The sequence below is a fragment of the Streptacidiphilus sp. P02-A3a genome, from assembly GCF_014084105.1.
In the GTDB taxonomy this organism is placed as follows: Bacteria; Actinomycetota; Actinomycetes; order Streptomycetales; family Streptomycetaceae; genus Streptacidiphilus.
Window position 1 is genome coordinate 5,843,205 of sequence record NZ_CP048289.1, and the last position, 22,308, is coordinate 5,865,512.

The 22,308-nt window shown below is 72.7% G+C and carries 23 protein-coding genes; 10 read left to right on the plus strand and 13 right to left on the minus strand.

Features of this window, described 5'->3' with window-relative positions:
- Positions 1-194: 194 nt before the first annotated feature.
- The gene (locus GXP74_RS25075) at positions 195-2,825 is read right to left on the minus strand and encodes a discoidin domain-containing protein (RefSeq protein ID WP_182453501.1); all 2,631 of its coding nucleotides are present in this window, start codon (positions 2,823-2,825) and stop codon (positions 195-197) included.
- Positions 2,826-3,668: 843 nt separating this feature from the next.
- Here GXP74_RS25075 and GXP74_RS25080 point away from each other — a divergent pair.
- Positions 3,669-3,896 carry a hypothetical protein gene (locus GXP74_RS25080; RefSeq protein ID WP_225448162.1) on the plus strand — a complete coding sequence of 76 codons (228 nt, stop codon included), beginning with the start codon at positions 3,669-3,671 and terminating at the stop codon, positions 3,894-3,896.
- Between the two features lie 114 nt (positions 3,897-4,010).
- Here GXP74_RS25080 and GXP74_RS25085 read toward each other — a convergent pair whose 3' ends face one another.
- Entirely contained in the window at positions 4,011-5,282 is a 1,272-nt protein-coding gene (locus GXP74_RS25085) for an MFS transporter (RefSeq protein WP_182453503.1), read from the minus strand.
- Positions 5,283-5,428: 146 nt separating this feature from the next.
- Between GXP74_RS25085 and GXP74_RS25090 the strand changes: the two genes are divergently transcribed.
- The 4 genes from GXP74_RS25090 to GXP74_RS25105 all read left to right on the plus strand — a co-directional run bounded on the left by GXP74_RS25090 (position 5,429) and on the right by GXP74_RS25105 (position 8,850).
- Positions 5,429-6,220 (plus strand): class I SAM-dependent methyltransferase, encoded by a 792-nt coding sequence (locus GXP74_RS25090; RefSeq protein WP_182453504.1) that lies wholly within the window; start codon positions 5,429-5,431, stop codon positions 6,218-6,220.
- 46 nt (positions 6,221-6,266) lie between these two features.
- A complete protein-coding gene (locus tag GXP74_RS25095; RefSeq protein ID WP_182453505.1) occupies positions 6,267-6,485 on the plus strand; it encodes a hypothetical protein in 219 nt (72 codons plus the stop codon).
- Between the two features lie 69 nt (positions 6,486-6,554).
- On the plus strand, positions 6,555-7,412 hold the full coding sequence (locus tag GXP74_RS25100) for an oxidoreductase (protein WP_182453506.1): 858 nt from the start codon (positions 6,555-6,557) through the stop codon (positions 7,410-7,412).
- A gap of 241 nt (positions 7,413-7,653) precedes the next feature.
- Positions 7,654-8,850, plus strand: coding sequence for a glycosyltransferase (locus GXP74_RS25105; RefSeq protein WP_225448163.1), 1,197 nt, complete (start codon positions 7,654-7,656; stop codon positions 8,848-8,850).
- Between the two features lie 130 nt (positions 8,851-8,980).
- Here GXP74_RS25105 and GXP74_RS25110 read toward each other — a convergent pair whose 3' ends face one another.
- Together GXP74_RS25110 and GXP74_RS25115 are read right to left on the minus strand one after the other, a co-directional pair.
- Entirely contained in the window at positions 8,981-9,139 is a 159-nt protein-coding gene (locus GXP74_RS25110; RefSeq protein WP_182453508.1) for a DUF6191 domain-containing protein, read from the minus strand.
- Between the two features lie 124 nt (positions 9,140-9,263).
- Entirely contained in the window at positions 9,264-10,463 is a 1,200-nt protein-coding gene (locus tag GXP74_RS25115; protein WP_182453509.1) for a M48 family metallopeptidase, read from the minus strand.
- A gap of 222 nt (positions 10,464-10,685) precedes the next feature.
- On the opposite strand from GXP74_RS25115, the gene GXP74_RS25120 reads away from it, so the two are divergent.
- The 3 genes from GXP74_RS25120 to GXP74_RS25130 are packed head-to-tail and all read left to right on the plus strand — an operon-like array spanning position 10,686 to position 12,172.
- Entirely contained in the window at positions 10,686-11,054 is a 369-nt protein-coding gene (locus GXP74_RS25120) for a hypothetical protein (protein WP_182453510.1), read from the plus strand.
- On the plus strand, positions 11,047-11,517 hold the full coding sequence (locus GXP74_RS25125; RefSeq protein ID WP_182453511.1) for a hypothetical protein: 471 nt from the start codon (positions 11,047-11,049) through the stop codon (positions 11,515-11,517). Before GXP74_RS25120 ends, GXP74_RS25125 begins: the two co-directional genes overlap by 8 nt.
- A 55-nt stretch (positions 11,518-11,572) precedes the next feature.
- Entirely contained in the window at positions 11,573-12,172 is a 600-nt protein-coding gene (locus GXP74_RS25130; RefSeq protein ID WP_182453512.1) for a TetR/AcrR family transcriptional regulator, read from the plus strand.
- 21 nt (positions 12,173-12,193) lie between these two features.
- On the opposite strand, the gene GXP74_RS25135 is transcribed toward GXP74_RS25130, so the two are convergent.
- The gene (locus tag GXP74_RS25135) at positions 12,194-12,733 is read right to left on the minus strand and encodes an ATP-binding protein (protein WP_182453513.1); all 540 of its coding nucleotides are present in this window, start codon (positions 12,731-12,733) and stop codon (positions 12,194-12,196) included.
- A 363-nt stretch (positions 12,734-13,096) separates the two neighbouring features.
- Between GXP74_RS25135 and GXP74_RS25140 the strand changes: the two genes are divergently transcribed.
- Positions 13,097-14,020 (plus strand): hypothetical protein, encoded by a 924-nt coding sequence (locus GXP74_RS25140; protein ID WP_182453514.1) that lies wholly within the window; start codon positions 13,097-13,099, stop codon positions 14,018-14,020.
- Between the two features lie 32 nt (positions 14,021-14,052).
- Here the strand turns inward: GXP74_RS25140 and GXP74_RS25145 are convergent, their stop codons facing one another.
- From GXP74_RS25145 to GXP74_RS25160, 4 genes are all read right to left on the minus strand, one after another.
- A complete protein-coding gene (locus GXP74_RS25145; RefSeq protein ID WP_182453515.1) occupies positions 14,053-15,045 on the minus strand; it encodes a decaprenyl-phosphate phosphoribosyltransferase in 993 nt (330 codons plus the stop codon).
- Positions 15,042-16,268 carry a phosphodiester glycosidase family protein gene (locus GXP74_RS25150; protein WP_182453516.1) on the minus strand — a complete coding sequence of 409 codons (1,227 nt, stop codon included), beginning with the start codon at positions 16,266-16,268 and terminating at the stop codon, positions 15,042-15,044. Before GXP74_RS25150 ends, GXP74_RS25145 begins: the two co-directional genes overlap by 4 nt.
- A 206-nt stretch (positions 16,269-16,474) precedes the next feature.
- On the minus strand, positions 16,475-17,356 hold the full coding sequence (locus GXP74_RS25155) for an ABC transporter permease (RefSeq protein ID WP_182453517.1): 882 nt from the start codon (positions 17,354-17,356) through the stop codon (positions 16,475-16,477).
- Entirely contained in the window at positions 17,356-18,336 is a 981-nt protein-coding gene (locus GXP74_RS25160) for an ATP-binding cassette domain-containing protein (protein ID WP_182453518.1), read from the minus strand. The genes GXP74_RS25155 and GXP74_RS25160 overlap by 1 nt, the downstream gene beginning before the upstream one ends.
- Positions 18,337-18,541: 205 nt before the next feature.
- Between GXP74_RS25160 and GXP74_RS25165 the strand changes: the two genes are divergently transcribed.
- Positions 18,542-19,294 carry a Mut7-C RNAse domain-containing protein gene (locus GXP74_RS25165; RefSeq protein ID WP_182453519.1) on the plus strand — a complete coding sequence of 251 codons (753 nt, stop codon included), beginning with the start codon at positions 18,542-18,544 and terminating at the stop codon, positions 19,292-19,294.
- Here GXP74_RS25165 and GXP74_RS25170 read toward each other — a convergent pair.
- From GXP74_RS25170 to GXP74_RS25185, 4 genes are all read right to left on the minus strand, one after another.
- Entirely contained in the window at positions 19,252-19,884 is a 633-nt protein-coding gene (locus GXP74_RS25170) for a GNAT family N-acetyltransferase (protein ID WP_182453520.1), read from the minus strand. The two genes, GXP74_RS25165 and GXP74_RS25170, sit on opposite strands and share 43 nt — an antisense overlap.
- 68 nt (positions 19,885-19,952) lie before the next feature.
- On the minus strand, positions 19,953-20,525 hold the full coding sequence (locus tag GXP74_RS25175; protein WP_225448164.1) for an isoprenylcysteine carboxylmethyltransferase family protein: 573 nt from the start codon (positions 20,523-20,525) through the stop codon (positions 19,953-19,955).
- Between the two features lie 224 nt (positions 20,526-20,749).
- Complete coding sequence (locus GXP74_RS25180; RefSeq protein ID WP_182453521.1) at positions 20,750-21,766, minus strand: NAD(P)/FAD-dependent oxidoreductase; 1,017 nt, start codon at positions 21,764-21,766, stop codon at positions 20,750-20,752.
- Positions 21,763-22,308: an isoprenylcysteine carboxyl methyltransferase family protein gene (locus tag GXP74_RS25185; RefSeq protein ID WP_182453522.1), complete on the minus strand. Its 546-nt coding sequence runs from the start codon at positions 22,306-22,308 to the stop codon at positions 21,763-21,765. The genes GXP74_RS25180 and GXP74_RS25185 overlap by 4 nt, the downstream gene beginning before the upstream one ends.

Below are 22,308 nucleotides of genomic sequence, written 5' to 3' on the forward strand. Positions count from 1 at the left end.
CCCGCCCTTCTCGCGTCGCGCCGTCCGTCCGTTCCCGCAACATACCAACAGCGGGCGCCGTCGCCAGGGCCCGACGCGGCCCGGAACGCCGATGCGCCCGTTTCGACCCGCCGCACGAGGCGGGTCGAAACGGGCGCGGTCACGGTCGCCGGAGATTCGGACCGGGGGTCGGAATCAGCCGGCACTCATCCGGGTCACGGGTACGACACCACGTCGCTGGGCCCGCCGAAGGTCGAACTGACCGGTGCGCCGGTCCCGTTGATCACCGAGTTGATGCCACCGGAGCCGTTCAGGAACACCGTGAGCAGGTCGTGGAACTGCACGCCCGGGGTGTTCGGTGCCTGGAAGGCCATGGCGTTCTGGATGTTCACCCCCTGGTTGAAGTACGAGTAGCTGCCCATCCCGTACCCCTGGAAGGTGGTGACGCTGTTCGGCACGTAGAACGCCGGGTAGCCGTCCTGGGTGGCGCTGGACATCCACGCGGCCTGGTTCGGCACCTCGTACGGGTTCTCGTTCTGGTAGAAGACGACGGTTCCGCCCTGTCCGTTCCAGATCGTCTCGTACTGCTGGTAGTGCTCCACGGCCAGGCCGTAGGCGGTGACGTTGTTGCCGTTGACGATGACGCCGGTCGCGGCCTGGTCGGACGTCCAGGAGCCGCCGCCCGCGCCGTGGTCGGCCCGCCAGGCCCACACGTCGTCGATCAGGGAGTTGTTGCTGTTGTCGATGAAGCTGGTCGCCGCCGTGCCCGCCTCGGCGCCGCCGATCCGGAAGAAGACGTCGTCGACGCTGACCGGGTCACTGGCGTGGCTCACGGTCGAGCCCTGGGTACCGAGCTGGAGCAGCGCGGAGGAGCTGGTCGGTCCGGCGTCGAAGATCAGGCCGGACAGGTTGACCCCGCTGACGTCGGCGGTGCTCAGGGTGATGTTGCCGTTGGACGGGATCAGGGTCGGGAAGCCCAGGCCGATGACCTTGGTGTCGGCCTTGGTCACGTTGATGGTCTGGGTGACGTTGTAGACGCCGGGGGTGAACAGCAGGTTGTCGCCCGCCGCCAGCGCCGCGTTGATCTGCGCCGTGGTAGACGAGGGCTGCACCACGAAGAAGCTGCTCAGCGGCAGCGAGGTGCCCGGGGTGTTGCCGTTGACCCAGGTGGGGCCGTTGGAGTTGCTCTGCACCGAGGGCACGAACACGTTGTAGTTGCCCGAGGAGTCGACGTACAGGTACGGCTCCTCTTCGGTGGTCGGGCAGCTGCTCAGCGTGGTGTACGGGTTCGGGCCGCCGCTGTCACCGGAGTTGGAGGCGAAGCTCTGCGCCGGGGCACCCGGGTCGCCGCAGAAGACCTGGTTCCAGACGCCGTTGCTCCACCCGTCCAGCGAGCTGTTGCGGGTGAAGTACTGCTGCTGGGAGCCGCTGGTGACGGTGCCGCCGGTGAACTCCGAGTCGGCGATGAAGCCGCCGCTGGCGTAGTCGGGCGAGCCGTTGCAGTAGTCCATCAGGCTGAGGTTGCCGTTGATGTGCACCCGGCGCAGCGGCGAGGCCTGCGAGCTGGCCCAGAAGTCGTCGCCCGCGGCGCAGCCGGTCATGCCGGTGACGTTGATGGTGAGGTTGGACACCGAACGCCAGAAGTTGTCAGTGGCGTTGCAGGTGGTGCCGCTGCACTGGTTCCAGGAGTTGATCGCGCCGTTGATGGTCACGGCACTCGGGTTCAGGCCGAGGCCCGCCACGCTGGTGTAGTAGCCGACCGAGAAGACCAGCGGGTTGGTGGTGGAGCCGTAGGTGCCCGGGTCGAACAGCAGCGCGTAGCGCTGGGTGCCGAACTGGTTGCCGATCTGCTGGTTGGCGATGGTGTTGAGGGTGCTCTGGATCGACGCCTGCGACATGCTGGTGTTGAAGACGTAGACGTTGGAGCCGAGGCTGCCGCCGGTGGGCGGGGGCGGGGTGCTGCTGCCGCCGCCGGAGCCGTTGCTGTAGGCGGTGAACTCGTCGATCGACCACCAGCTGGTGGTGCTGGCCGCGGTGAGCACCACCCGGATGTACTGGGCGGTCTGCGACGCGAAGGTCGCGGTCTCCGGGGAGGAGGTGCCGGTACCGGTGGCCACGCTGGTGAAGTTGGTGCCGTCGGTCGACACCTCCACGTTGTAGCCGACCGCGTAGTCACCGGCGGAGTTGGGCGAGTTCAACTCGATCTGGTTGAAGCTCTGCGCCGAACCCAGGTTCACCTGGAACCACATCCCGGCGGCCTGGTAGGCGTCCGAGCTGTACCGCGTCGCCAGATTGCCGTCGATCGCGTTCGACGGTGGATCGGCGGCGGAGCTGGTGCTGGCGGTGGCGGACCAGCCGGTCTCGCTGAGCGCGGTCTCGGTGCTGGCCGTCCCGCTGTAGGCGGTGAACTCGTCGATCGACCACCAGCTGGTGGTGCTGGGGGCGGTGAGCACCACCCGGATGTACTGGGCGGTCTGGGCGGCGAAGGTCGCGGTCTCGGGCGAGGCGGTACCGGTCTCGGTGGCCACGGTGGTGAAGTTGGTGCCGTCGGTCGACACCTCCACGTTGTAGCCGACCGCGTAGTCACCGGCGGAGTTGGGCGAGTTCAACTCGATCTGGTTGAAGCTCTGCGCCGAACCGAGATTGACCTGGAACCACATCCCGGCGGCCTGGTAGGCGTCCGAGCTGTACCGCGTCGCCAGATTGCCGTCGATCGCGTTCGACGGCGGATCGCCCGCCGAGTTGGTGCTGGCGGTGGCGGACCAGCCGGTCTCGCTGAGCGCGGTCTCGTTCGACGCCGCCGACGCGCTGGTGGTCGCTATCGGAGCGATGAGCAGTCCGAGCATGGAGGTCACCGTGACCACGGCATAGGTCAGTCGGCGCTTGCCTGACCGGTCTCCGAGTTCCCTGAACACTCGTGGACGTGCGCTGCGCTGTGCTGCTCCGGCACGGGGAGCGGAGCGCCATAGCTGTCTGATCATTGAGCTGGCCACACCCTTTCTGGTGTGTGCGGTGCCCGGCGTCCAGGAGAATCCGGACTCCGAGCGGCCGAGACGGACCGCGGCCCAGAGGTGGGCGGGACGCGGTCGTGCCGCCGTGATGTCAGGCGTGAGGTGCCAGACCTTACATCAAGGCTTAGTTCACGCTGTGATTTAACAATTCTGACGTCAGGACGTCAATGGCAAGAAGCAAATGATGTTCATCCGGTTCGGGTTGACAGCGCCATCCCCCGGACCTCGACCCCGTCACCCGGGACCATGCGCCGACACACCGTCAGTTCCGGAACTGGTTCCGCAACTCCCCCGCCGCGAGCGGCTCGCTCCACGCCGCCCGAGCAGCGGCGGCAGCGGCCGTTATTCGGCCCGGAAACCAGCGGTCGAACCGAGGCCGGGAATCCCCCGCACCGCCCCCGAAAAAAGCCATCAATTTTCTTCGGAACAAGCCGGATTGACGAATTCATCGCGCCCGAGAGCGCGGTAAGTTCCGCCACCAACCAACTCGGTCCTGGCGCGGGGTGAACCGACCGCCGGGCACCGCGACGATCATCCTTACCCGCATGCGCTATCGTCCTGGCCTGTCGGGACGTCAGGACGCCTGCCGCAGAGGTGCTTCACGCGCTGTGGCGTGCCAACAGCCGTCCCTGCCTTGCCCGTTCACTCCGCGCGGGCATCCTGGTCAGCCGAACGAACATGGGAGACACCGTGCGGGAAGAGTTCTTTGAGCGCGAGGAGATCATCGAGCGGGGCGGTCTCTTCGGTCGCGAGGAGATCATCGAACGCGAGGAGATCGTCCGCCGCGGCCCCTTCGGCCGCGAAGAGATCATCGAGCGGGAGGAGATCGTGGAGCGCGGCGGCCTGTTCGGCGGCCGTCGCGAGGAGATCGTGCGCGAGGAGTACGTCGAGCGCGACTTCTTCTGATTCGCACCCGATCCACCTGCTGTCCGGGCCCCGCCACTACGGCGGGGCCCGTTCGCGTACCAGGCGTCGGCCCCGGCACGACGGGTACCGGGCGGCGCCGGTGGCGGTGAACCGCTAAGCGGTCACCCCCGCGTAGGCCTCGTGCACCGGGACCTCCCGCATGGTCCGGATCGGGGACAGGAACAGGGTCGCCGACCACAGCAGCGTGGATCCGGCCAGCAGCGCCAGCGTCGGCCGCAGTCCGATCCAGGTGCCGAGGCCGCCCGCGACCAGCGGGCCGAGGAACCGCAGGCCCTGCGAGAGGAACCGGTTCGTCGCGCTCATCCGGCCCTGCATGTCCGGCGGGCAGATCAGCTGCCGCAGCGACATGGTGGCCGTCATGTTCACCATTCCGGCCGCGGTGAGCGCGGCGAAGGCCACCCCGACGATCCACTCACCGGCCGGTCCGCGCGAGACCAGCGGGGTGACCATTTCCAGCGGCGCGGAGCAGAACGCCCCCAGGATCACCGCCCGGCTCATCCCGAGCCGGTCGATGATCGCCTTGGCGCCCATGCTGGCGACGACGCCGCCGATCACACTCAGGCCGTAGACCAGCCCGGCGACCCGGGGGCTCCAGTGCAGCCCGGTGATCACGTACAGCAGCCAGAGCGAACTCACCCCGGCCAGCAGGAAGCCGGCCATGCCGTTGGCCAGCACCACCACTCGCAGCAGCGGATGCCGCAGCACCAGCCGCAGCCCCTCGGCCACCTCGGTCCGCAGCCGCGCCCCGGGCGGCCGGGGTCCCGCCTCCGGCTCCCGGAACCGCATCGCCAGCAGCGTCACCGCGCTGAACACGTACGAGACCGCGTCGATGCCGACCGCCCGGGCCGCGCCGAGCAGGCCGACCAGGAACCCGCCCGCGCTCGGTCCGGCCATCTCGGCGAGCCCGCGAGCGGTGTTCATCCGGCCGTTGGCCTCGACGAGTTGCTCCGGGCCGAGCAGCGCGAACGGCAGCGACCCGGCGGCGGCGGAGAAGCACACCCCGAAGGCGCCCACGGCCATGGCGACGAGGTAGAGCTGGAGCAGGGTGACCCCGCCGAGCGCCGAGGCCAGCGGGATCGAGCCCATCGCCAGCGCGCTCCCGGCCGCGCACACGATCATCAGCGGCCGCCGCCGGGTCCGGTCCACGAGGGCCCCGGCCGGAAGTGACACCAGCAGCACCGGGAGCGCCCCGGCCGCGCTGAGCGCGGCGACCTCGAACTTGCTCGCGTGCAGGGTGACGATGGCGATCATCGGCACGGCGAGCCAGCTCACCTGCGTGCCGAACTGATCGACGGTCTGCCCGCTCCACAACAACAGGAAGTCGCGGTGCCGCCACAGCGACCCGCCCTTGCGCTCTCTCGGCATTGAACGCACCCTAGTCCCCCGCCCGCACGGACGCACCGGAATATCGGCCACATGGACTGAGCTGCGGAAACATCGGCCAGAACAGAACTTTCCGCTGTCAGCGATCCAGTCGCTCCGGCCCGCTGGGGTTTGGCACAGTGAAGTCCATGAGACCTGAGTTCAGCGGTGAGGTAGCGGAGCACTACGCGAAGTTCCGCCGCGGATATCCGCCGGAGGTGCTGGACGCGTTGCAGACGGCCTTTGCCCTGGGCGGCGCGGACACCGTACTCGACCTCGGCTGCGGCACCGGCCAACTCGCCGTCCCGCTCGCCGCCCGGGTCCGCGCGGTCGTCGGCATGGACCCCGAGCCGGACATGCTGCGCCTGGCCGAGCGCACGGCAGCGGAGCAGGAGGTCCGGAACGCCACCTGGATGCTGGGCGCCGACACCGATGTCCCGGCGCTGGGCGTGCTGCTCGGTCCGCACTCACTGGGGATGACGGTCATCGGCAACGCGCTGCACTGGATGCGGCACGAGACCCTGTTCGCGGCGCTGCGGCCGTTGACCCGGGCCGGGGGCGGCATCGCGGTGGTGTCCAACGGGACGCCGCTGTGGCTCCAGGACAGCGACTGGTCCCGGGCACTGCGCACCGCCCTGGAGCAGCACTTCGGCCTCGCGGTCAAGGCGACCTGCGGCACCGACGCCGAGGACCGCGACCGCTACGCGCGGGCGCTCACCACCGCGGGCTTCGGCGACGTCCGGGAGATCACCGTGGACTACACCGGCGAGCTGACCTTCGAGCAGCTCATCGGCGGGGTCTACTCCGCGGTCCCGGAGCCCGTGGACCGCGCGGACTTCACCGAGCGCGTCCGCCGGGCACTCCCCCAACGGCCGGCCTTCACCGAGGCCGTCCGCGTGATCGCCCTGGTCGGCAAGGTCGGACAGCCCGGCGGTTCGTGACAACGGGGGGTTGACGGTGACAACGGGGGGTTGTCAGCATGGGGGCATGGCAACCGCGAAGGACACCCCAGCGCACCAGCCGGCCTTCGACCGGATCCGCGAGGCCAGAGCGGAGGCAATCCGGCACACACTGCTGGCCCGGGAGTTCGCCCGCGAGCGGCGGGACCTGGTCCGGGGCCTGATCGACCAGGGCCTGTCGCAGGCCGACATCGCCCGTGAACTGGAGGTGACCCGCCAGGCGATCCAGAAGTGGCTCGCCTGCTGACGCCGGGTCGCGGGCACCGGACCCCCGAGGGGCTGCGGGCCGCCCGGCGGACGCCTAAGGTGGGTGATCATGACGAGTGAAGACTGGACGTTGGGCGGCGACCTCGGCGTCGCGCGAATCGGCTACGGCTCGATGAAGCTGACCGGCTGGCCCCGAGGCGAGCGACCGGACCGGGAGACGGCCCTGGCCGTGCTGCGGCGGGCGGTGGAGCTCGGGGTCAACCACATCGACACCTCGCACTACTACGCACGCGACGGGGTGGCCGCCAACGAGCTGATCCGGGAGGCACTGCACCCCTACCCGGACGACCTGGTGATCGTGACCAAGGTCGGGGCGCTGGTCGAGGGCGCGGACATCGCCCTGCCCGCCGCCGAGCAGACCGGCCTCACCCCGGACAACCTGCGACGCGGTGTCGAGGCGAACCTGCGCACGCTCGGCGTGGACCGGCTGGACGTGGTGAACCTGCGCCTGGGCGACCTCGACCGCTCCGGTACGCCGTTGGCCGCGCCGCTGGAAGCCCTGCTCGCACTGCGCGAGGAGGGGCTGATCCGGCACCTGGGCATCTCCAACGTGACCGCCGCCGAGTTCGAGCAGGCCCGCGCGATCGCGCCGATCGCCTGTGTCCAGAACCTCTACAACCTGTCCGCGCGCGGCGACGACCCGCTGGTCGACGCCTGCGCCGCGGCGGGCATCGCCTACGTCCCCTTCTTCCCGATCGGCGGTTTCCAGCCGGTCACCGCCCAGCACCTGGACGCGGTCGCCGCCCGGCACGACGCGACCGCCCCGCAGGTCGCCCTGGCCTGGCTGCTGGCCCGTTCCGGCAACATCCTGGTCATCCCGGGCACCGGCTCCGTGGCCCACCTGGAGGAGAACATCGCCGCCGGAGCGCTGGAGCTCACCGAGGAGGACCTCGCCGAACTCGGCTGACAGCCCCGGTACCTGGCCCGGCGGATCGCCTGCCGCCGGGCCACCGAAATTCTGACGTAGCGTCAACTCTCGGACACGGCTGCCCGGACCGCGCCCGGCGAGACGGTCCGGCGGTGCCGTGCGGGCCGGTCCGGGGGGCGGCCGGTTTCCGTGGCGGGCACCTTCGCCTGATATCGTCCCGGAGGTCCGGATGTCCCAGGGCCTGGGGCGTGCCCCGAGTCCGCGAACGGAATTCCCAGACGTGACCAGCGCCGACCTCGACCACCGCCTCGCCGCCCTCGGCCGCCCCTTCCGGCTGATCGTCACCGGTGGCGGGACCGGCGGGCACACCTACCCCGCCCTCACCGCCGTCCGCACCACCGCGGCCCGACTGGCGGGCGTCGGCGTCGAGCTCGACGTGCTGTGGGTGGGGACCGCCGCCGGCCTGGAGGCGCGGGTCGCCGAGCGGGAGGGGATCAACTTCACCACCGTGCAGACCGGCAAGATCCGCCGGTCCAGCAACCCGCTGGGGATGCTGACGGCGGCGAACATCAAGGACATGGGCCGGGTGCCGCTGGGAGCGGCGCAGGCCCGCCGGATCGTCTCCGACTACCGGCCCGACGCGGTGCTGTCCACCGGCGGCTACGTGGCGGTACCGATCGGCCTGGCCGCCAAGCTCTGCCGCCGCCCGCTGGTGATCCACGAGCAGACCGTGCGACTCGGCCTGGCCAACCGGGCGCTGGCCCGCGCGGCGACCCGGATCGCGGTGTCCTCCGAGTCCACCCTGCCGCTGCTGCCGGACGCCACCCGCGCGCACGCCGTGGTCACCGGCAACCCGGTGCGGCCCGAGGTCTTCACCGGCCGCCGGGACCGGGCGTTGGCGGCGCTCGGACTGCGCGGCTTCAGCCCGCTGCTGCCCACGGTCTACATCACCGGCGGGGCGCAGGGCTCGGTGCAGATCAACACCATGATCCGGGAGACCCTGCCCTGGCTGCTGTTCAACGCGAACGTGATCCACCAGTGCGGCTCCACCTCGATCGACGAGGCCACCGAGTACGCCGCGCGGCTGCCCGCCGACCAGCGCGGGCGGTACCACGTCACCGCCTTCGTCGGCCCCGAACTGCCGGACGTGCTCGCGCTGGCGGACCTGGTGATCTCCCGCAGCGGAGCGGGCACCATCGCCGAGCTGACCGCCCTGGGCAAGCCCTCGGTGCTGATCCCGCTGGCCTCCTCGGCGGGCAACGAGCAGGAGCACAACGCCCTCCACTTGCAGGACGCGGGCGCCGCCACGGCGCTGGTCAAGCAGGAGGCGACCGGGGAGCGGCTGCGTCACGCGGTCGCGCCGATCCTGGCCTCGCCGGAACTGCGGGCCCGGATGGCGCAGAGCGCCCGGGGCCTGGGCCGCCCGGACGCCGCCGAACGGCTCACCGACGTGCTGCTGTCGGTCGCCGCCCGGTAGCCGCGCCCCGCGCCGGACAGGCTCGGCGGCGCCGGTCACCGCGACGAGGACTTCGCGGTGCTGATCCTGGAGCAGGCCCGCAGCTCCGGGGTCACCCTGCGGCCGAGAGCGGCTGAGCGGGGCGGGCCGGTCAGTCCGGGGTCGGCACCCGGATCACCACCGCCCCGCTGTCCAGGTCGACCGGTCCCCGGTCGGGTTCGTTGTCGCCGTCTTCGTCGCGTGTCAGTTCCAGGCGGTTCCGCTCCTCCTCACGGTGGCGCGCACCCGGCAGGAACAGGTCTTCGAACATTCCAAAGGCACCCACGACTCAACCAACGTCCGATCATCTGCCCGCAGTTCCCGGCCGCACCGGCCGGACGGCGCCCCGGGCGGCCCGAGGCGGCCCGAGGCGGCCCGAGGCGGCCCGAGGCGGCTCAGTCGGCGAGCGCGGGTGGCACCGGGACGCCGTGGGTCCCGGCCCAGGCACGGGCGTGCGCGATCCGGGCGACCGTCGGCGGATGGGTGGCGAACAGCAGCACCGCCAGCGGCCGGGGCGCCAGGTCCGCGATGTTGACCACGGCCAGGCGGCGCTGCATGCCGACCATCGCCGCCGGGTCGCGGGTCAGCTCCAGCGCGTAGCCGTCGGCCCGGGCCTCGATCCGGCGGCTGAAGGCGTTGCCGACCGGGCCGGCGACCGCGCCCAGCAGCGTGGCCAGTGCCAGCACCAGCGGCAGCGAGCGGGGGTCGGCGGCGCGGTCGACCCCGGCGGCGCGCAGCAGCGCGCCCCAGTGCAACGCCGCCGCCAGCAGCCCGACCGCGACCGCGCTGCCCAGCGCCCCGACCACGGTCCCGGTGACCACGTCGCGCCGGGCGACGTGTCCGAGCTCGTGCGCGGCGATGGCCGCCACCTCCTGCGGTCCGGCCTGGTCGACGGTGGTGTCCCAGACCACGACCCGCCGGGTGCGGCCGATCCCGGAGACGTAGGCGTTGGCGGCGGTGGTCCGCCGCGAGGCGTCCGCCACCAGGATGTCCCGCACCCGGATGCCGGAGCGTCCGACCAGCTCCAGCAGCGTGCTCCGGAGCTCGCCGTCGGGCATCGGCCGGAACCGGTTGAACAGCGGCTCGACCAGCACCGGCAGCAGGAAGGACAGCAGCACCACCAGCGCCGCCGCACTGGGCGCGGCGATCAGCCACCAGCTGTCCGGCCGGGCCCGGAGCAGCGCGTACAGGCCCACCGAGACGGCCGCCAGCAGTACCGCGCCGAGCAGCAGCCCCTTCACCGCGTCGGCCGCGAACAGCCGGTTGCCCCGGGTGGACAGCCCCCAGCGCCGGTTGGCCCGCTCCGCGCGCAGCGACACCGGCAGGCCGACCAGAGTCAGCAGCAGCTGCAGGGCCACCGCGCCCAGCGCCGCCCGGGCGATCCAGCCGCCACCCGCCAAGGCGCCCGCCGCCCGCACCAGCCCCGCCCCGAGCGGGGTGAATCCGAGCAGCAGCGGCACCGCCAGCCCGGTCAGCGCGGAGGCGTAGCGCAGCGACAGGGTGTCGCGCCCGCGCGCGCGGGACCGTTCGATCTGGGCGGGCGTGAAGTCGCTCGCGGCGTCGGCCGGGACGGCGCGGGCATCGTGGGTGTGCATGGCTCCAGTGTCGGGCCGGGCCTGCCCGCTGCGGCAGTCCCCCGGTTTCTCCTCACCAAGGTGAACGAGCCACCGGGGCGGAGGACACGGCCCGACTCGGTCGAATTTATCGAGACACTATGTCGCCCTCAAGTCATGGTGTCAGGCCCACCCCGCGCGCGTATAGAGTCGCCGCATGCTCAGTGTTCTCCGTCCGTTCCCCTCCACCGCGCGGCGGGCGAGGTGATCGACGCGCTCACCGCCGTCGCCTCGGTCGCGGCGCTGCTGCTGGCGGCATGGTGCGGACTCGCCACGGCGCGCGACCAGCCCACCAAGGACTGGCACCTGATCGGCATGGCCGTGGTGACCGCGCTCGCCCTGGCCCAGCTGGTGGTCGGCATCGTCGAGATCGCGGGCGGGCACAAGCCCACCGGCGGAACGGTGATCTTCCTCGCCTACGCGGTCGGCGCGGTGCTGACCGTCCCGGCGGCCGGATTCATGTCCCTGGTCGAGCGCACCCGCTGGGGTTCGGCGATCGGGGCTGCGGGCGGGATCGTCCTGGCCGCACTTGAGCTGCGACTGGTCGAGATCTGGGGAGGCGGGCATGGCTGAGGCGCAGCCCACGCAGGAGAAGCCGCGACGCAAGATCGGCGAGGGACCGGGACGACTGCTGGTCAGCCTGTACGGGCTGTTCACGGTGGCGGCCGGATCGCGGTCGGTCTATCAGCTGATCGCGCAGTACCACAAGGCTCCGCTGTCCTACTGGCTGTCCGCGTTCGCGGCCGTGGTGTACGCGTTCATCCTGGTGACGCTGGTACGCGGTGGCGAGTCGGCCCGGCGGATCGCGCTGGCCTGCTGCGGTGTGGAACTCGCGGGCGTGCTGGTGGTCGGCACGCTGTCGATCGTGACGCCCTCGTGGTTCCACGACCAGACCGTCTGGTCGTACTACGGAGCGGGCTACGTGTGCATCCCGTTGATCCTGCCGGTGACCGGCATCCTGTGGCTGCGCAGGGCGGCCCGGCAGTCGGAACCGGAGCCGCTGCCGCAGGCCGGGGCCCAGCCCGCCGGCGCCTGAGGCGGACCCGGGCGGGGTCACCGGGACCGGCGTCGGCGCCGCGTAGGATCACGTGGTGCCGAAGCTGTGGAACGAGACGATCGAGGCCCATCGCCGCACCGTCCGCGAGACGACGCTGGACGTCACGGCGGCGCTGGTGGCCGCGCACGGACCGGTTTCGGTGACCATGTCGCAGATCGCCGGGGCGGCCGGGATCGGGCGCGCGACGCTGTACAAGTACTTCCCCGACGTCGAGTCGGTGCTGGCCGGTTGGTACGAGCGCGAGGTGACGGCCCAGCTGGCCCGGCTCACCGCCGTCCGGAACCAGGAACAGGAGCGGACCCGGGAGCGGCGGCAGGAGCCGGGGCGGCTGCTCGGCGCGGTACTGCTGGCCTACGCGGTACTGGTCCGCGAGCAGCCGCCGGGACTGGGGGTGGGAGCGCTCCCGGAGGCGGCCGGGCGGGGTGGCCCGGCCCGGCGGCAGCTGCTCGCCTTCCTGGCCGGACTGCTGGCCGAGGCCGCCGCGAGCGGCGCGGTCCGGGACGACGTGGCCCCCGGGGAGCTGGCCGACTACTGCCTGCACGCCCTCGGCGCCGCCGCCGGGCCACTGTCCATGGCGGCGGTCGAGCGCCTGGTCGCGGTGACCCTGGCGGGGCTGCGCCCGACCGCCGGCTGACCGCCGTCCCGGTACCCGCGCTCAGGCCGCTCCGGGACGTCCGCCGAACGGCAGGTGGCAGCTGATCTGCTTGCCGGTCGGGGTCCGCACCGCCTGCCAGCCCGGGGCCAGCAGGTCCACCAGCGGCAGTCCGCGCCCGGACTCCGCCCCGCAGTCCACGGGCATCCCGGAACGTTTCGGCAGCGCCAGCCGGTCGGGGTCGTGCACCTTCACGGTGACCCCGCGCGGATCGGCGTCCACCTCCACCACCAGCGGTACGAAGTCCCCGCAGGCCCGGACCGAGTTCCCGATCAGCTCGGACGCCACCAACTGGACGTCCTGGGCCACTTCGGCGTCGACCCCGGCGGCGGTGAGGGTGGCGGCGGCGAGCTCGCGGACGAACCGCAGATGATTCGCGGACGCGCTCATATGAACGGCGAATCCCGTCGAACGGACCAGCAGATAGAAACCGGGAGCCGCCTCGGCGACCGTCGCCGCCACCGGCTCGGCCGCGTCATGACCCGGGCGCGCGGCGGCGCGTGGCGAGTCGGCGATCCTGACACGGGTCCGTTCATGGTGCATGGCATGCTCCAAGTAAGGTGCGGGCCCCGGAGCCCTGTCGACCGGGGCCTCGTTCTGATGCGGAGTCAGGGGGCACGTCGACCTCCGGCGCTGGGTGGACAACGGCTGAATCCTCCGGCGGCCGACGCGAGATGAACACCATCGCCACGATGCGTGACGAATAACTACGCTTCGCAACCACGCCCTCAGGGTGCCCCGGTCCGACGGGTATGAGCAATATTCGACCTGATATTTCATCAGATCGGTGGTCCATGGGTCCGGCAACCGGGCACCGGGCCGCTCAGACCGGTAATGGAGCGATTCCGCGCACCCGCCGCAACCCGCCCGGGGGCGGCACGGTTGGATGGGTCCATGGCATTGAGCGTGAGCACCGAGACCGTAAGGGCCGCCACGTCGGCCGACGCCTACCGCGAAGGCGAGCGGCTGCGGCACTCCGCGGCGGTCGACCACCTTGAGTCCGGCTACGGCGGCCTGAACGCCGACGTCACCGACGGGGACCGGTTGTGGCAGGTCTGGGTCGGCGTCAACGACCGTGCGCTGAGCGGCGAGTGCGACTGCGGCGGAGCCCCGCCCCGGTCGCTGTGCGCGCACGCCGTGGCGACCGCCCTGGCCGCCGTGGACGCCGGGACCAGCTGGCCCAGCGCGCCCCCGAGCAGCCCCGACGACACCCCGCAGGACCCGGCCGAACTGCGCTTCCTGGCCCTCGCCGAGACCCTCGACCCGGCCCGGCTGGCGGCGTTGGTGGCCCGGCACGCCGCCCGCGACCGGCTGCTCGCCGTCGACCTGGAGGTGGTCACCGGCCAGCTCGGCGCCCCCACCGCCGAGGACCTCGCCCCACTGCGGACGCTGGTCGGCCGGGCGGACGCGATACCCGGCGGCGACGCCGAGTACGACCTGCACGACCTGGTCACCGCCGCCCGCGCCGCGCTGGCCGAACTGGCCGTCCAGGCAGTGCGACCGCCCACGCTCGCACTGCTGGACGCCGCCGAGGAGACGGTCCGCTGCTGGGACCGCCTCGCCGCGGAGTTGTCGGCCGATTGGCGCACCTATCACCAGGAGGTCCACCGGATCGGCGCCGAACTGGCCGACGTCCACCTCGACCTGTGTGAACAACTCCAGCTGGATCCGCTGGAGTTGGCCGACCGGCTGGCCACCGTCGAGCGCGCCGCCGAAAGCCGGGACGGGAACGGCGCGAGCTGCCTGCGACCGCCCGCGCCGTACCGGTCGCTGCTCGGCGCCGACGGCCTGGCCGGGTACCAGCGGCTGGCGGCCGCCGACCGGCCCTGAGCCCTACCGTCGGCCCGCCCCTGGCCGCCCGCTCAGGGGTGGGTGGCCAGGCCGACCACGAACACCAGCAGCCACACCGCCTCCAGGCAGACCATGGGCAGGTCGCGGATGATCAGGTCCTCGATGTGGCCGGTGGTCGCGGTCGCGGTCAGCCGGTCGAACCGGGCCAGCGCGCAGGCCAGCGGCACGGCCGTGGCCAGGTGCCAGTTCCCGGCCCAGCGGTCGGGTTCGGTCGCCGCCCAGGCCAGGTAGGCCGCGACCATCAGCAGCGCCGTCACCCGCTGGGTCGCGCGCAGGCCGCGCGGGGTGTAGCGGCGCAGCGAGGGCCGGTGCCGGGCGGCCGGGGCGCCCAGCGAGGTGATCTCGGTGTACCGCTTGGCGATCACCACCAGCAGTGCGCCGAGGCTGCACACCAGCACGAACCAGCCCGACGGCGGTACCTGCGAGGAGGCCGCGCCACCCAGCGCCCGGAGCACGAACCCGGAGGCCACCAGCGCCAGTTCGACCACCGGCAGGTGCTTGAGGCCGAACGAGTACAGGAACGAGGTGGCCAGGTACGCGGTCACCGCCAGCGCCAGGCCGTAGCCGAAGCCGAACGCGCCGCCCGCCGCGACCAGGGCGGCGGCGGCCAGCACGCAGCCACCGGCCAACGCCAGCGCGTGGTTCTCGCTCAGGTCGCCACAGGCCACCGGTCGCAGGCACTTGCGTGGATGCTGCCGGTCGCGCTCCGCGTCCACCGCGTCGTTGACGAAGTAGACGGCGCAGGAGGCCAGGGTGAACACCAGCAGCGCCAGGGTCGCGCCGCGCAGTGCCACACTGCCGCGCGCCAGCGCCGAGCCGGTCAGCGGGGCGGCGAAGACCAGGAAGTTCTTCGGCCACTGCCGGGGGCGGGCGGTCCGCACCGCCGCCACCGGCCAGCGCACCCAGACCGGCCGCACCGCCGCGACGGCCGCGGCAGCCGCCGCGGCGGCGTTGGCGGCAGCCGCGGCGGGGGCGGGCTGCCGGGTCGGCTGGGGCGCGCTCATCGGGCGTACACCGCCGTGAAGTCACGGCTGGTCGACTCGAAGTAGCGGTCGGCCGGGCGCTCCTGGGTGGGCAGCAGCTTCACCGGCGTCGGGTGCGCGGCGTCCGGGACCGGCTTGTAGTACATGTACGACATCCACGCGGGGTTGATGTCGAGTTGCATCGCCTCCACGCAACCCGCCCGTTGCAGCAGGTCGGCCAGGGTCCGCACGGACAGCGCGGGCCCGTAGACGTAGACGGCGCGCCCGTCGCGGGTGACCCCGGCGCCGGAGCGCCAGACGAAGTACTTGCCCGCGATGGTCAGGCCCCAGCCGCTCTCGACGTTGGTGTCGACGCCGTCGGGGACCTTGCCGCCGTCCACGATCAGGTTCAGGTTCTGCCGCACGCCGACCACCTGCGGGGTCATCCCGACGCCGTGGTTCCAGGCGCCGACGGCGACACGGCCGTCCCGGTAGAAGACCAGCGAGGCGTCCTCGTCGGTGAGCGTGCCCCGGGTGACGCCGTTGAGGTAGAACCCGCCCCGGGCCTCGTCGACCTTGAACCCGCCGTTGAAGGTGGCCATCAGCCCGTCGCGCTGGTTCGGCGGGATGGACGGCGGGACGCCCCAGTTGCCCGGGCCCGGGTCCAGTTCACCGGGGTGGAGCGCGAACCGCAGCAGCCGCTGGTCCATCGAGACCACCCCGGCCACGTAGGAGGTGTGGTCGGCGTCCGGGCGGACGTAGGCCCCGTACAGCGCCGGGGTGCCGTGGACGCTGCCGAGGACCTGCCAGGTGCCCTCGCCGGGCAGCGGCGGACCGGCCGGGGAGGTCAGCCGGGGCGGCACCACCGCCGGGAGCGCGGCCTTGCCGGTGCTCGCACCGGGGGCGGCGGCGCCGGTGGGCACCAGCGCGATGTCGGGACGGCCGCCCACGGCGGGCGGGTGCGCCTGGTACTGGAGGCTCTCCAGCTCGGTGACCACCGGGCCCAGCTCGTGGTCGCGGCCCCACTCGGCCAGCCGGGCGGCCACGCTGTCGTCCCCGGGGGCGGCCAGCGCGCTGCCGACCGACCAGCTCAGCCAGCCGGCGAAGACCGCCAGCAGCGCCAGCACCACGCGGGTGCTGCGCCGGGCTATCAGGCGGCGCAGGCGGCCCCGGCGCTTGCCGGCCGCGGGGGCGGGGGTTGCTATGTCCGACCGGGCGATGTCCGGCTCGTCCGTGGTGTTTCCGGGCGTCGGTGGCGTGTGCACGCGGACCTGCTTCCTGCGGCGCTGCCCGGAGCCGGGCATGCCGAGAGATACGGGCGTGTGAGGGGGAACGGCCGACTTGGGCCTCCGCCGGTGGGCGTCGTCGAGGACCCCCGTCCTCGGGTGACCCCCGCCGCGTTTCACGCTAAGCAGGCGGCGCCGACCCCGCCTGTTCGACTAGGCAGGACGGGGGGTGACCGCGCGTGGGGTCAGGACAGCACCCGGCGGCGGAAGTTCCGCAGGCCGAGGCCGAGGAAGAGCGCACAGAACCCGACCAGCACCGGGTAGACCACGTACAGGTGCATGTGCGAGGTGTCGGTCAGGCCCGCGCGCATGCCCTCGGCGATGTAGATCAGCGGGTTCACCAGCACCAGTACCTGCAACCAGTGGAATCCACCCACCTGGACCAGCGACAGCCGGGTCCACTGGTAGTACGTGCCGCCGAGGAAGACCAGCGGCAGCACGATGAAGCCGAACATCAGGCCGATGTTGCGGGGCTGGAAGGTGGTGCCCAGCAGCAGCCCGAGCGAGGTCATCGCGACCGACGCCAGCGGGATCAGGGTGACCACGATCCACCAGTGCACGGACAGGTCGGCGTGCACGCCGGGGGCGTGCACCACGGCCGCGATCGGGAACACGATCACCGCCGAGATCATCGCCTGGACCGCGCCGGACAGCACCCGGGCGACCGCCACCAGCCAGATCGGGCAGGGCGCCTGCACCCGGTCCTCGATCTCGCGGGTGAAGCCGAACTCCTGGGACAACTGGATGGCCACCGACTGGATGCCCTGGAACATGATCGAGACGGCGACCACGCCCGGCACCAGCACCGTGGCGAAGGCGACCTCCCCGGCCCGGCCGCCGCTCCCGCCGACGCCCTGGCCGATGGTCGGGAAGACGTACAGGAAGACGAACACCAGCAGCAGCGGCTGCATCACGGTCCGGCCGACGAACTCGCCGATGTTCTTCCGCAGCACCAGCAGGTCCCGGCGGATCAGTCCGGCCAGGGCCGCCCGGCTCGCGGCGGCGACCGAGCGCTCCGGGCTCAGTGACACCTGGCGGGCGGCGGCGGAGGCGGTGTAGGCACCCATCAGTCCCGCAACTCCTTCCCGGTCAGCCGGATGAACACGGTCTCCAGCGAGGTCTGCGACACCGACAGGTCCACCACGTCGAACCCGCCGGACTCGGCGGCCAGCAGCACCTTCGGCAGCAGCCGGTCGTTGCCCTGCACGTGCAGTTCCACCCGGCCCTCGCGGACCGTGCTGTTCACCACCCCGGGGACCTCCCGGGCCAGCCGCTCGGCCAGCGCCGGACGGTCGCCCTCGGCCGAGACGGTGACCACGGTGTCGGCGTCGATGCTGCGCTTCAGCTCCTCCGGGGTGTCCAGCGCCAGGATCCGGCCGTGGTCGATGATCGCCACCCGGTCGCAGAGCTGGTCGGCCTCGTCCATGTTGTGGGTGGTCAGCAGGATGGTCTGGCCGTCGGCGATCAGCCCGTTCAGGATCTCCCAGAGCGCCAGTCGGCTCTGCGGGTCCAGACCTGCGGTGGGCTCGTCCAGGAACAGCACGGCCGGGCGGTGGAAGATCGCCCGCGCCACCATCAGCCGCTGCGCCATGCCCCCGGACAGGGTCTGCACCGGGCGGTCGGCCCAGGCGGCCAGCCGGAACCGCTCCAGCAGCTCGTCGGCGGTCCGCCGGGCCGCGCGGACCGGGATCCCGAACAGCAGCCCGTGGTAGTACAGGTTCTCGCGGACGGTGAGCGAGCGGTCCAGGGTGTTCTGCTGCGAGACCACCGCGATGATCTGCTTGGCCAGCGCCGGGCGGGCGATCACGTCCACGTCGCCGATCCAGGCCTCGCCCGCGCTGGGGACGACCCGGGTGGTGAGCATGCCGACGGTGGTGGTCTTCCCGGCGCCGTTGGGGCCGAGCAGGCCGAACAGCTCGCCCCGGCGGACCAGCAGGTCCAGCCGGTCGACGGCGGCGACGTCGGCCTTGGGGTAGGTCTTGGTCAACCCCACCGTGCGGATGACCGCTTCCGGCGCCGCAGCGCCGACCGGATCGGGCTGTGCCATGGCTCACCTCGCCTGTCGGCAGGACGCCTGTCGCGGGACCACCCGAACGGTTCCAGCATGCGCCGCCCCCCGGCACCCGGCAAGCAGACCGGAACCCGGTCGGCGCGACCGGTCGGCGGCGGCCGCGCCGACGGCCGGTGAACGGCCGGCGAGCAGCGGCGGAATGCACTGGCATCGGGGGGCGGCGCGCTGGCATGCTGGCCGTGTGGACAGACCGGAGATCAGCCTTGAGTTCGCCCCGGACCTGCACGTCTTCGTCCCGGCGGCCAGGCGCGCCGGGAGTTCGACGGTGCGCACCGACGGTTCCTCGTCGCTGGGCCACGTGGTGGAGTCCCTGGGCGTCCCGCTGACCGAGGTCGGCACGCTGCTGGTGGACGGGCGGCCGACCGGCCCCGGGCATGTCCCGGCCGACCGGGAGCAGATCTCGGTGCTGGGCGTGGCGCGCCCGCAGCGGCTGCCGGGACCGGCTCGGTTCCTGCTCGACGTCCACCTCGGGACGCTCGCCCGGCGGCTGCGGCTGCTCGGCGTCGACGCCGCGTACGAGAACCTGGACATCGGCGACCCGGCGCTGGCCGCGCGCTCGGCGGCGGAGCAGCGGGTGATGCTCTCCCGGGACCGGGGGCTGCTGCGCCGCCGGGAGATCTGGGCCGGGGCGTACGTCTACAGCCACCGGCCCGACGAGCAGCTGAAGGACGTGCTGAGCCGCTTCGCCCCGCCGCTCGCCCCCTGGACCAGGTGCACCGCCTGCAACGGCGGGTTGCGGGCGGCCGACAAGGAGTCACTGCACGACCGGCTGCACGACGGCACGCAGCGCTCCTTCGACGTGTACGCGCAGTGCGAGGACTGCGGCCAGGTGTACTGGCGCGGTGCGCACCACGCCCATCTGGAGGCGATCGTGGCGGAGGCGCTGCGCGATCAACTCCGGCCGGTGGGGCCTGCGGTGGAGCGTCCGAGGTAGGTGATCGGGCCCGGGTCGGGGACCGCCAGCGGCTGGAAGCCGAGCCGGTCGTAGAAGGCCCGGGCCGGGGTGTTGGCGGTGACCATGCCCAGGTGCACCGCGGCAACCCCCTTCTCCCGCAGGGCTGCCAGCAGCCGGTCCACCAACGCCCGCCCGTGCCCGGCGCGTTGGTGCTCCGGCAGCAGGTCGATGTGCAGGTGCGCCGGGTGGCCGGCCAACTCCGGTATCAGCATCCGCTCCGGACGGTGCATCAGTTCCAGCATCTGCTCACCGGGGGTCCGCGCGGCTCGGGTGGGCGCTGGATAACGCTCCGTCAGTGTCGGTAGCCACTCGGCACGGTAGCGCTTGACGAAGGTCGCGGTGTCGGCGGTGCCGAGGATGTAGCCGACCGCGCGCTCGCCGTCGTCGACCACGAACGCCAGATCGGGCTCCAGTACCGCGTAGGGCGCGGCGAAGATGCTCGGCAGCAGCCGCAGGTCGGGGTACACCGTGCGCGAGTCACCGCCTTCGAGCGCGGTGCGGACGCAGATGTCGTCGAGAGCGGCACGGTCCTCGGGTCGGTACCGGCGGATGGTCGGGCGGTTGCTCATGGCATTGATGATGCATGGATGGGAGCGCTCCCACAAGGGATCCGGGCCCCGGGGGCGGGCACGGCCGGTCACCACACCCCCGGCAGCAGCCGGGAGGTCCCGGCCGCGTAGCCGGTGTAGGCCTCGCCCAGGGCCGAGGTCAGCACCTGCTCCTCCACCCGGATCCGGTAGAGCACGCCCGCCAGCGTGCAGCCGAACAGGGCGACCAGCGCGATCAGGTTGTCCGAGGCCAGGGCGAGGCCGAGGACCGCCACCAGCGCCCCGCTGTAGGCCGGGTGCCGGAGCACCCGGTAGGGACCGGCGGTCACCACCCGGTGGTTCTCCTGGATGTGCACCACCCCTCGGAAGAACCGCCCCAGCACCCGGATCGCCCACAGGCGCAGCGCGATCCCGGCCCACAGCACCAGCAGCGACACGCCGAGCAACGGCGTGCCGCCGCCGAGCCCGGCCCCGGGCACGGCGGTCTCGGCCAGCACCGCGAGCCCCTGGCCGACCGCGACCGCCCCGGCGACCACCCCCAGTGAGCCCCACTCGGTCCGCACCGCCCGGCCGCCCATCCGGTACCGGCGCACCTGCATCACCACCTCGGCGACCAGCCAACCCACCGCGCTGACGTTGAACAGGAACGCGAACACTCCCACAGCGACCACCCTCTCCGACCGGAAGCAGACAGGACCGGGCGGGCCCGGTCCCTGCCGATGCTAGGAATCCGGCGGCCACGGCACCTCGGCCGAGGAGTGGAGCCGCCGGGTGGAGCTTCGGGGTGGAGCCCGCCGCTTCCGGCGGAGCCGCCTCCTCCCGGCTCTCCACCCGTGGGCGGAGCCGGACATGACTGATGGTCAGGCGGTGCGGTGCCACCGGGGTTTCAGTCCAGTTGGTTCACCAGCAGGTGGAACACCGAGGGCAGCCGGGCGGCGGCGGGGACGATCCTGGCGGCCAGGCCCGGCCGGTGCCGGGCCCAGAGCAGGGACTCGGTGAGCAGCCGGTGCCGCCGGGAGACCCGCAGCCACGCCCGCTCGTAGGCCTGCGGCCGGTCCGCCCGCAGGCAGCGCACCAGTTCGGCGGCGGCGGCCAGGGCCAGGGACACCCCCTCCCCGGTCAGCGCGTCGACGTAGCCGGCCGCGTCCCCCACCAGCAGCACCCGCCCGGCCACCCGTGCCCGCACCCGCTGCCGCAGCGGCCCGGCGCCGCGTACCGGGGTGGCCGCCGCGGCTGCCCGCAGCCGTCCCGCCAGCTGCGGGAAGCGCCCGAGGTGGGCCGCGAACGGGCCGCGCTCGGCGGTCAGCACCGCGACCCCGACCAGCCCCGGGCCCAGCGGGGTGGTGTACGCCTCCGCGCCCGGCGACCAGTGCACCTCGACGCAGTCGGTCCACGGCGCGACCTCGAAGTGGCGCCGCAGCCCGTACCGCGCCGGGCGCGGATCGGGCTGCTCCAGGGCGAGTTGCCGCCGGATCGGCGAGTGCAGGCCGTCGGCGGCGACCAGGTAGCGGGCGGTGATCCCGGCCGCCGTCACCCCGGAGCCGTCCTGCCGGAGCTCGCCGATCCGCAGCGGCAGCACCGGCACCCCGAGCTCTTCGGCACGCCGCGCCAGGGCGGCGTGCAGTTCGGTGCGGCGCACCCCGCGCCCGGGGCGGGCGGCGAACCGCGCCTCGGCCCGGAAGCGCTCGTCCAGGTAGCGGATGCCGGACAGCGGATGGCCGCCGACGCTGACGCCCAGCCGTTCCAGCGCCTGTACCGCGCCCGGCATCAGGCCCTCACCGCAGGCCTTGTCGATCGGCGCGGGTCTGGGCTCGGCGACGACCACGTCGAGTCCGGCCCGGGCGGCGTGGATGGCGGTGGCCAGACCGGCCGGGCCGCCGCCCGCGACCAGCAGGTCGATCACGGCAGCGCGGCGGCGGTCCGCTCGGGGGACCCGGACGGCAGGGTGGCCAGCGCGGCCTCCTCGCAGCGCACCCGGATCACCAGCAGCAGGGCGTTGCCCAGGGTGAACACGGTGGCGGTGAGCCAGTTGGAGTGCACCAGCGGCAGCGCCTCGCCCTCGACCACCACGGCCAGGTAGTTCGGGTGCCGCAGCCAGCGGTACGGGCCGCCGGTGACCGGCGGCAGACCCGGGACCACGATCACCCGGGTGTTCCAGCGCGGGCCCAGGGTGGCCACGCACCACCAGCGCAGGCCCTGGGCCAGCAGTACCAGCGCCAGCATCGGCCAGCCGAGCGCGGGCAGGAACGGCCGGTGGGCGAGCGCGGTCTCGGCCAGGCAGCCCAGCAGCAGGCCGGTGTGCAGCAGCACCATCACCGGGTAGTGCCCGCTGCCGTACTCAAGGCCGCCGCGGGCGGCGGACCAGGCGGTGTTGCGGCGGGCGACCCCGACTTCGGCCAGCCGTTCCAGGCCGACCAGCAGGATGAGCAGGGTGTACGCGGACAT